We start from the raw sequence: 8,772 nt of genomic DNA, 5'->3' as shown, positions 1-8,772 counted from the left end.
GCCGTCGTCCTCGCCGCGGCCGACCCCGCCAACGCCTACGGCGCGGCGCTCTCCTGGCCCGAGCCGCCAGCCGAAGCCACCCACAAGCCGGGCCGCAAGGCGGGGTCCCTGGTGGTGCTTCTCGACGGCGCCCTCGCCCTCTACATGGAGCGCGGCGGCAAGACCCTCCTCGCCTGGCCGCAGCAGGAGGGAGCCGAGACGGCCGACGCAGACGACCCGGGGCTGCGCGAGGCGGCCGAGGCGCTGGCCGGGGCGGCCCGCGCGGGCGCGCTCGGCACCGTCACCGTCGAGCGCATCAACGGCGCCGCCGCGCTGTCCTCCCCTCTGGGCCCCCTGCTGGAGGCGGCGGGCTTCCACGCCACACCCAAGGGCCTGCGCCTGCGCGCGCCCTGAGCCGGAAGCCGGAAGCCACACAAGGACGAACAAAGACGGACAAGGACGAACAACCACAGGAAGCACGGGAAGCACGGGAACGACGGAGGAGCACATGCCCGAGGGAGACACCGTCTGGCGCGCCGCGCGAGAGCTCGACCGCGCCCTGACCGGCGCCCCGCTGGTCCGCTCCGACCTGCGCGTCCCCTCGCTGGCCACCGTGGACCTCACCGGCCGCCGCGTCACCGAGGTCCTCCCCCGCGGCAAGCACCTGCTCACGCGCGTGGAAGGGAGCCTGACCCTGCACTCGCACCTGAGGATGGACGGCGCCTGGCACGTGTACGCCCCCGGCGAGCGGTGGCGCGGCGGCCCCGGGCACCAGATCCGCGCCGTGCTGGCCACCGCCGACCGCACCGCCGTGGGGTACCGCCTGCCCGTGCTGGAGCTGCTGCGCACCGCCGACGAGAGCTCGGTGGTCGGCCACCTCGGCCCGGACCTCCTGGGCCCCGGCTGGGATGCGGAGGAGGCGCTGCGCCGGCTGCTCGCCGACGCCGGCCGGCCCGTCGGCGAGGCCCTGCTCGACCAGCGCAACCTCGCCGGCATCGGCAATGTCTACAAGTCGGAGCTCTGTTTCCTGCTCCGGATCTCCCCCTGGCTGCCCGTGCGCGACGTCCCGGCCCCCGAGCGCCTGCCCGCCCTGGCAAGGAAGCTCCTGGAGGCCAACAAGGCGCGCACCGCCCGCATCACCACCGGCGATCCGCGCCCCGGCCACCGGGTGTGGGTGTACGGGCGCGCCGGGCGGCCCTGCCGCCGCTGCGGGACGCCGCTGCGCACGGCGGACCAGGGGGAGCCGGGTCAGGAGCGCGTCACGTACTGGTGCCCCGCCTGCCAGCCCGGCACCGTGCCCGGGCACACCCATGATTAAGCCGAACGAGTGAAGCCCTGCAGTCCGTAGGAACCCACCCTCTCTGCAGGACCCCTCCGCAGGGCCCCCTCATACCCGCCCCCTCGCCCACGCCACCCCCGTCCTCGTCTCCGACCACCCCGGCCGCCCTCACGACCGGCCGGCCGGGCCTCCGCGCCGCCGGCACGCCCACGCCACCCACGCCAACCGCCCCACCCGTGCGGCCACAGCGCCCAGGAGCCCCTCCCGGGCGTCACGCCGTCTCCAGGGGCCGCAGTGCACCGGCAGCAGGCTCAGGCCCCACCCGCCGGCGAGGACGAGCCCGTCCACGGGCCCGGCCCGCCCCGGCTGGGCGAGCAGTCTCAGCAGGGCCCACCACCACAGACCGCCGGCGACGAGCGCTACCGCCCGCCCCAGCAGGACGTACGGCCGACGGCAGCCCCAGACATCACGCCGGACCATGGCTGCCTCCTTCGGCCGACGCTAGACCGGCTTCCCCTGGCGTGGGAGAGCGCACCGGAAGCCGGAAGCGGCGCGCTGCACGCCCGTTCGCGCCCTGCGGCGCCGGCGGTCAGCCGGAGTCCCCGCCCCGCAGTCGCGCCAGCTCCTGCTCCAGCTCCGTGATCCTGCGGTCGCGCTGGTGCAGGTCGACGATCAGCCGCTGCTCGCCCTCGTGGGTGCCCTCCTGGTACACCCGGCGCACGAAGGTGCCGGCCGTGGTCTGGTCGAGGTCCGTGAGCACCATCAGCTCGTTCGTGAAGCGGATCACCGGATGCTCGTCCATGTCCCCAGGAGAGCGCGGCCGGGCCGCGGGCGCCACCGGAACCGGATCCGGCGGAACGGAAGCCCCCGGCAGCCGGCCAGGAGCCCCGGCACCAGTACCGGAGGCCCGCCGCTGAAAGCCCCCGCGCCGGAGCCCGGGCACGACGGATCCCCCGGGCTCCGGCGCCCGGGGGATCCCGTCTCCGCTCCGCCGGGGTCTCTCCCCGGCGCCGTCAGGCGTTCTCCGCCTGGAACATCCAGTGGTGCTTCTCGAGGTCGCCGGTGAGGCCGATCAGGAGGTCCTGGGTGACCGGGTCCGGCTCCTCCGTGGCGCGGATGCGCTCCCGCATCCGGGTGATCACCGCGCCCAGCGCGGAGACGAGGGTCTGTACGGCTTCGGTGTCCTTGCTCCAGCCACCGCCGACCGGGTCGATGCCGCTGGTCTTGGCGACGGTCTCGGCACGCCCGTCCGGCGCGATGCCGAGGGCCGAGGCGCGCTCGGCGACGGTGTCGGCGTGCACGCGGGCGCTCGCGACGACTTCGTCCAGCTGGAGGTGGACCGAGCGGAAACGGGGGCCCACGACGGTCCAGTGCACCTGCTTGGCCACCAGCGAGAGGTCCACCAGGTCGACCAGGGCGCCCTGGAGGGCGTCCCCCACGGTCTTGCGATCCGGTTCGGACAGCGAACTCTTGACGACAGACATCCAGGTTCTCCCCATCTCAACGGTTTGGACCGTTTGTTCCGTGTTGTTCGTCTTTTTATCCGCCTTCCCGCCGACCCGCCATCGCACACCACCGCGGATCCACCCCCGAAACACCCCGGATCCATCCAGAACGAACGGCTCCGGGAAACACGAAATCCCGGTCGGAGAACCGACCGGGATTTCACGCAAAACGCCTGTCAGGCCGCGACCACGTCCACGGCCTCGGCGGGAGCCTTGATCGTGACTCGCTCCCCCGGCACGCCCGTCACGGACACCGTATTGAACATCGGCCGCATCGGCGCGGGTACCGGCTCGCTCGCCGCTGCCGACTGCGCCAGCTCGGCGAGCGACAATTCATCGCTGACCTCGCGCATGACCTCGGACATCCGTACGTCCAGAGCGTCGCAGATTGCGGAGAGAAGCTCGGAGGACGCCTCTTTCTGCCCCCGCTCGACCTCGGAGAGGTAACCGAGCGAGACCCGGGCGGATGAGGAGACCTCGCGCAGAGTGCGGCCCTGGCGCTGGCGCTGCCGACGCAGCACGTCACCCAGCAGGCGACGGAGCAGAATCATCGGTGGCTCCCTCCTTGGACCGCGAATCCGGATCCTTCACGCCCCACCGTACCGCCTCGGGCTCCGGCCGTGCGGGGAGCTATGTCGTGTTCACTCAGGGCTGCAAACATCCATTCCCCCCGTTGTGTTCCGTATCCTTTGCGCCCACGTTTTCCGTCAGTTCGTTCAGCAGCAGTTCCAGCACCGACCGGACGCTCTCCGACCGGATCCGGGAGCGCTCCCCGTCCAGCGAGAGCTCGCGCACCCGGGTGCGCTCCCCCGGCCCCGCGACGGCCACGAAGACCGTCCCGACGGGCTTGCCGTCCTGGGGTTCGGGACCGGCGACGCCGGTCGTGGCGAGCCCCCAGTCGGCGCCCAGCAGCGTGCGGACGCCGCGGGCCATCTCCCGGGCCACGTCGCCGTCCACGGCGCCGCGCCGGGCGAGCAGTTCCCCGTCCACGTCCAGCACCGCGGCCTTGACCTCGGTGGCGTACGCCGTGACCGACCCGCGCACCGAGCGGGACGCGCCGGGCGCCGCGGTCAGCTCCGCCGCGACCAGCCCTCCGGTGAGCGACTCGGCGGCGGCGACGGTCTCACCGCGCGCCACGAGCGCGGCCAGGACCGCCGACGCCGCCGGGGTGTACGTGTCGCCTGCCGCGCTCATCGGGACGCGGCCCCGGGAGTTCCGGTGCCGGCCGCGGCCCGGCCGGCCCTGCGCAGCACGACGGCCTGCTTCACGTAGTCGAGCCCCGTGGCCACCGTCAACACCACGGCCACCGCCATCACCCAGAAGCGAGCGGTGGCCAGCGCCCCGGTCAGCGCCAGGATGTACATCCCGACGGCGACGCCCTGCGCGAGGGTCTTCATCTTGCCGCCGCGGCTGGCCGGGATGACGCCGTGCTTGATCACCCAGAACCGCATCAGCGTGATGCCGATCTCACGGAAGAGGATCACGCCGGTGACCCACCACCACAGGTCGCCCAGCGCGGACAGGCAGATCAGCGCCGCACCCATGATCGCCTTGTCCGCGATCGGGTCGGCGATCTTGCCGAAGTCCGTGACCAGGTTGTAGGTCCGGGCCAGATGACCGTCGAAGAGATCGGTGATCATGGCGATGGCGAAGGCGGCCCAGGCGAAGGAGCGCCAGGCCGGGTCGTACCCGCCGTTGTGGAGCATCAACAGCACGAACCCCGGCACGAGCAGCAGCCGCGCCATGGTGAGGATGTTGGCGATGTTCCACAGCCCGGCCTGCCGTACGGCTGCCGCCGGGGCATGGCCTCCGGTGGCGGAGGCCGGGACTCCGGTCATCTGCCCGCCTCCTCGGTACACCCTCCGTCGCCGAGCGGTTCGGCGACGAGGTCGACACCCTCGCTCGCCACCACCTTGGCCACGACCATACGGCCGGGGACGAGGTCCGGGCCGGTGCCGAGCATGACCTGGCCGTCGGTCTCGGGCGCCTGGTGGGCGGCCCGGCCGATCACGCCGTCCTCCTCGTCCACACGGTCGACCATCACCTCAATGGTCTCTCCGATCCGCTCCTCCGCGCGCTGCGCTGTGAGCTCCTCGGCGAGCCGGGAGATGCGCGCGAGGCGCTCGGCGACGATCTCGGGGTCGAGCTTGTGGTCGTACGTGGCCGCTTCGGTGCCGTCCTCGTCGGAGTAGCCGAAGACGCCGATGGCGTCCAGGCGGGCTCCGGTCAGGAAACGTTCCAGCTCAGCGACGTCCTCCTCGGTCTCACCGGGGAAGCCGACGATGAAGTTGGAGCGGGCGCCGGCCTGCGGGGCCTTGGCCCGGATCTGGTCGAGCAGCTCCAGGAAGCGGTCGGTGTCGCCGAAGCGGCGCATGGCGCGCAGCACGCCGGGGGCCGAGTGCTGGAAGGACAGGTCGAAGTAGGGCGCGACCTTCTCGGTGGAGGTCAGCACGTCGATCAGACCCGGCCGCATCTCCGCCGGCTGCAGGTAGCTGACCCGGATGCGCTCCAGGCCGTCGACGGCCGCCAGCTCGGGCAGCAACGTCTCCAGCAGGCGGATGTCGCCGAGGTCCTTGCCGTAGGAGGTGTTGTTCTCCGAGACCAGCATGACCTCCTTCACGCCCTGCTCCGCGAGCCAGCGCGTCTCGCCCAGCACGTCGGAGGGGCGGCGGGAGATGAAGGAGCCGCGGAAGGAGGGGATGGCGCAGAAGGAGCACCGCCGGTCGCAGCCGGAGGCGAGCTTCACGGACGCGACGGGGCTGGTCTCCAGCCGGCGGCGCAGCGGCGCACGCGGCCCGGAGGCCGGCGCCACGCCCTCGGGCAGGTCGTCGGGAGGGGTGTCCTGGGCGTGCCCCGGGAGGGCCACGTCGGCGCTCTGCCGCTCGGCGGGGCTGATCGGCAGCAGCTTGCGGCGGTCGCGCGGGGTGTGGGAGGCGTGGACGCCGCCGGAGAGGATGGTCTGGAGCCGGTCGGAGATGTCGGCGTAGTCGTCGAAGCCGAGCACGCCGTCGGCCTCGGGCAGCGCCTCGGCGAGCTCCTTGCCGTACCGCTCGGCCATGCAGCCGACGGCGACCACGGCCTGGGTGCGCCCCTGGTCCTTGAGGTCGTTGGCCTCCAGGAGGGCGTCGACGGAGTCCTTCTTCGCGGCCTCGACGAAGCCACAGGTGTTGACGACGGCCACATCGGCTTCGGCGGCGTCCTCCACGAGGTCCCAGCCATCCGCCGCCAAGCGGCCTGCCAGCTCCTCCGAGTCCACCTCGTTACGGGCGCAGCCAAGTGTGACAAGAGCGACGGTACGGCGTTCGGGCATAGGGCTCAGCCTACTTTGTCCCGGAGCCTCATCCGCTGCCGAGGCTCCCGGCAATACCCGTGGGCCACGAGAGAACGATCACCCGGGGGCGCGTCCCCCAGCCGTCCGCGCCCACCCTCCGCCGCAGGTCAGCCCGCTACGGGGTCTCCCTTGGTGTAGCTGAGGCGCTGGACCTGGCCCTTGTCGCCGACATTCTTGACCTCCTTGCCGTTCACGAACAGCCGAACCGCTCCGGCGTTGCCCAGAACAAGATCGATCCGGGTGTTGTCGGTGAAGGTCTTGGAATCGCCCTGCTTGAGGACGCCCTCCTCCAGGAGCCGGCCGTTGTGGTCCTTGGCGGACATCCAGGTCTGGCCGTGATCGGCGGCGAGCTTGACGGTGACCTTGTTGGCCGGCGCCCCGGCGATGGCCTTGCCCGAGGGCTCCGCCTTCGGGTCGGCCGGCTTGCCCGAGGGCAGCTTCCGGCTCGGCGAGGCGGAGGGCTTGGCGGAGGGCGAGTCCGCCGCGACGGAGCCGTTGGTGCTCTTGGCGCCGCCGTTGAAGAGCGTGAAGCCGACAAAGCCGACGACGGCCACGATCGCGGCGACCATCGCCGCCGTCCAGTTGGGCCGGCGGGGCTCGGGGCGGATGCGCTCGGCGTCGAAGACGGGTGCCGCGGGGGTCGGCGCGGGGCGCCCGCCGCGCTCGGCGTCGTAGCGCGCGAGCAGCCCGGCCGGGTCGAGCCCGACGGTGACCGCCAGGGTGCGGATGTGCCCACGTGCGTAGACGTCTCCGCCGCAGCGCGAGAAGTCGTCCTGTTCGATCGCGTGCAGGATCGGGATGCGCACGCGGGTGGTGGAGCTGACCTCGTCGACGGTCAGTCCGGCGCTGATACGGGCCTGCTGGAGAGCCCGGCCGATCGACGGCCGGTCGTCTGCTTCTGCGTCTGCGGAGGAGTTGCCGATGGACACGTGGGCGCCTTTCGAGCGTGTAGCCACCTGCTGGGAGTTCAGTCTAGGGGGGATACGAAAGCCGCGGGCAAGCGGGAAGCCGGACTTTGTACGCCATCAGATGACTCTGCGGCGCCGACGGTGGAACATCGGACCGCCCCCCTTTCTCAACTCGACACGCCGCCGAGAGAAACGGTTGGGCAGGAATCTCCGGCGCCGTCAGGACCCGCCGTCCCCGCGGATCACCGCGAGCACGGCATCCAGCTCATCGGGCTTGACGAGGACGTCGCGGGCCTTGGAGCCCTCGCTCGGGCCCACGATGCCCCGCGACTCCATCAGGTCCATGAGTCTGCCCGCCTTCGCGAATCCCACACGCAGTTTGCGCTGCAGCATCGACGTCGAGCCGAACTGGGTGGAGACGACCAGCTCCGCGGCCTGGCACAGCAGGTCCAGGTCGTCGCCGATGTCCTCGTCGATCTCCTTCTTCCTGGCCGTGCCCACGGTGACGTCGTCCCGGAAGACCGGCGCCATCTGGTCCTTGCAGTGCTGCACGACGGCCGCCACCTCGGCCTCCGTGACGAAGGCGCCCTGCATGCGGACCGGCTTGCCCGCCCCCATGGGCAGGAAGAGGCCGTCTCCCTTGCCGATCAGCTTCTCGGCACCCGGCTGGTCGAGGATGACGCGGCTGTCGGCGAGCGAGGAGGTGGCGAAGGCGAGCCGGGACGGCACGTTCGCCTTGATCAGGCCGGTGACCACGTCGACGGACGGGCGCTGGGTGGCCAGCACCAGGTGGATGCCGGCGGCACGGGCGAGCTGGGTGATCCGCACGATCGAGTCCTCGACGTCCCGCGGGGCGACCATCATGAGGTCCGCCAGCTCGTCGACGATCACCAGCAGATAAGGGTACGGGGAGAGCTCGCGCCCGCTGCCCTCCGGAGGAGTGACCTTGCCCGCCCGGACGGCCGCGTTGAAGTCGTCGATGTGCCGGAAGCCGAAGGCCGCGAGGTCGTCGTAGCGCAGGTCCATCTCGCGGACGACCCACTGCAGGGCCTCGGCCGCGCGCTTGGGGTTGGTGATGATCGGGGTGATCAGGTGCGGGATGCCCTCGTAGGCGGTCAGCTCCACGCGCTTGGGGTCGACGAGCACCATGCGGACCTCGTCGGGCGTGGCCCGCACCATCAGCGAGGTGATGAGGCAGTTGATGCACGAGGACTTGCCGGAGCCGGTGGCGCCGGCGACGAGGATGTGCGGCATCTTCGTCAGGTTGGCCATCACGTAGCCGCCCTCGACGTCCTTGCCGAGCGCGACGAGCATTGGGTGGTCGTCCCCGGCGGCGTCCGCCAGGCGCAGGACGTCGCCCAGGTTGACCATCTCCCGGTCGGTGTTGGGGATCTCGATGCCCACGGCGGACTTGCCGGGGATCGGGGAGATGATGCGGACGTCCGGGCTGGCGACGGCGTAGGCGATGTTCTTGGCGAGGGCCGTGATGCGCTCGACCTTGACGGCGGGGCCCAGCTCCACCTCGTAGCGCGTGACCGTCGGGCCGCGGGTGAAGCCGGTGACGGCGGCGTCGACCTTGAACTCGGAGAAGACGGTGGTCAGCGCGGCCACTATGGCGTCGTTCGCGGCGCTGCGCGCCTTGCCCGGCCCGCCCCGCTCCAGCAGGTCGAGCGTGGGCAGGGAGTAGGTGATGTCGCCCGAGAGCTGGAGCTGCTCGGCGCGTGCGGGCAGGCCCGGCGCCGCGTCGGGGGCGGGCGCGGCCTTGGTGAG

General features: G+C 72.0%; 11 protein-coding genes. 2 read left to right on the top strand and 9 right to left on the bottom strand.

Annotated features, from left to right (window positions below; genetic code table 11):
- Together V7793_RS27965 and V7793_RS27960 are read left to right on the top strand one after the other, a co-directional pair.
- Positions 1-393: hypothetical protein (locus tag V7793_RS27965; protein WP_443058011.1), on the top strand; the 393-nt coding region annotated here is incomplete at its 5' end.
- Between the two features lie 94 nt (positions 394-487).
- Complete coding sequence (locus V7793_RS27960) at positions 488-1,297, top strand: DNA-formamidopyrimidine glycosylase family protein (RefSeq protein ID WP_336011359.1); 810 nt, start codon at positions 488-490, stop codon at positions 1,295-1,297.
- A 129-nt stretch (positions 1,298-1,426) separates the two neighbouring features.
- On the opposite strand, the gene V7793_RS27955 is transcribed toward V7793_RS27960, so the two are convergent.
- From V7793_RS27955 to V7793_RS27915, 9 genes are all read right to left on the bottom strand, one after another.
- On the bottom strand, positions 1,427-1,738 hold the full coding sequence (locus tag V7793_RS27955; protein WP_336011357.1) for a hypothetical protein: 312 nt from the start codon (positions 1,736-1,738) through the stop codon (positions 1,427-1,429).
- 109 nt (positions 1,739-1,847) lie between these two features.
- Positions 1,848-2,060: a hypothetical protein gene (locus V7793_RS27950; RefSeq protein ID WP_168091932.1), complete on the bottom strand. Its 213-nt coding sequence runs from the start codon at positions 2,058-2,060 to the stop codon at positions 1,848-1,850.
- Positions 2,061-2,271: 211 nt separating this feature from the next.
- On the bottom strand, positions 2,272-2,742 hold the full coding sequence (locus V7793_RS27945) for a Dps family protein (RefSeq protein WP_168091933.1): 471 nt from the start codon (positions 2,740-2,742) through the stop codon (positions 2,272-2,274).
- A gap of 197 nt (positions 2,743-2,939) precedes the next feature.
- On the bottom strand, positions 2,940-3,314 hold the full coding sequence (locus tag V7793_RS27940; RefSeq protein ID WP_168091934.1) for a helix-turn-helix domain-containing protein: 375 nt from the start codon (positions 3,312-3,314) through the stop codon (positions 2,940-2,942).
- A 94-nt stretch (positions 3,315-3,408) separates the two neighbouring features.
- Positions 3,409-3,957 (bottom strand): CinA family protein, encoded by a 549-nt coding sequence (locus tag V7793_RS27935; RefSeq protein WP_336011349.1) that lies wholly within the window; start codon positions 3,955-3,957, stop codon positions 3,409-3,411.
- On the bottom strand, positions 3,954-4,601 hold the full coding sequence (gene pgsA / locus V7793_RS27930; RefSeq protein WP_336011347.1) for a CDP-diacylglycerol--glycerol-3-phosphate 3-phosphatidyltransferase: 648 nt from the start codon (positions 4,599-4,601) through the stop codon (positions 3,954-3,956). Before pgsA ends, V7793_RS27935 begins: the two co-directional genes overlap by 4 nt.
- Positions 4,598-6,073, bottom strand: a complete 1,476-nt coding sequence (gene rimO, locus V7793_RS27925; protein ID WP_336011343.1) for a 30S ribosomal protein S12 methylthiotransferase RimO — start codon at positions 6,071-6,073, stop codon at positions 4,598-4,600. The genes pgsA and rimO overlap by 4 nt, the downstream gene beginning before the upstream one ends.
- Positions 6,074-6,201: 128 nt before the next feature.
- Complete coding sequence (locus V7793_RS27920) at positions 6,202-7,023, bottom strand: helix-turn-helix domain-containing protein (RefSeq protein ID WP_336011341.1); 822 nt, start codon at positions 7,021-7,023, stop codon at positions 6,202-6,204.
- A gap of 198 nt (positions 7,024-7,221) precedes the next feature.
- Positions 7,222-8,772 (bottom strand): DNA translocase FtsK (locus V7793_RS27915; RefSeq protein ID WP_336011338.1); only part of this gene is annotated, 1,551 nt, incomplete at its 5' end.

This window comes from Streptomyces sp. KLMMK (genome assembly GCF_036961605.1).
GTDB lineage: Bacteria > Actinomycetota > Actinomycetes > Streptomycetales > Streptomycetaceae > Streptomyces > Streptomyces telluris.
Note: the sequence above shows the minus strand (reverse complement) of the source record. Positions and strands in the feature narration are given on the sequence as shown.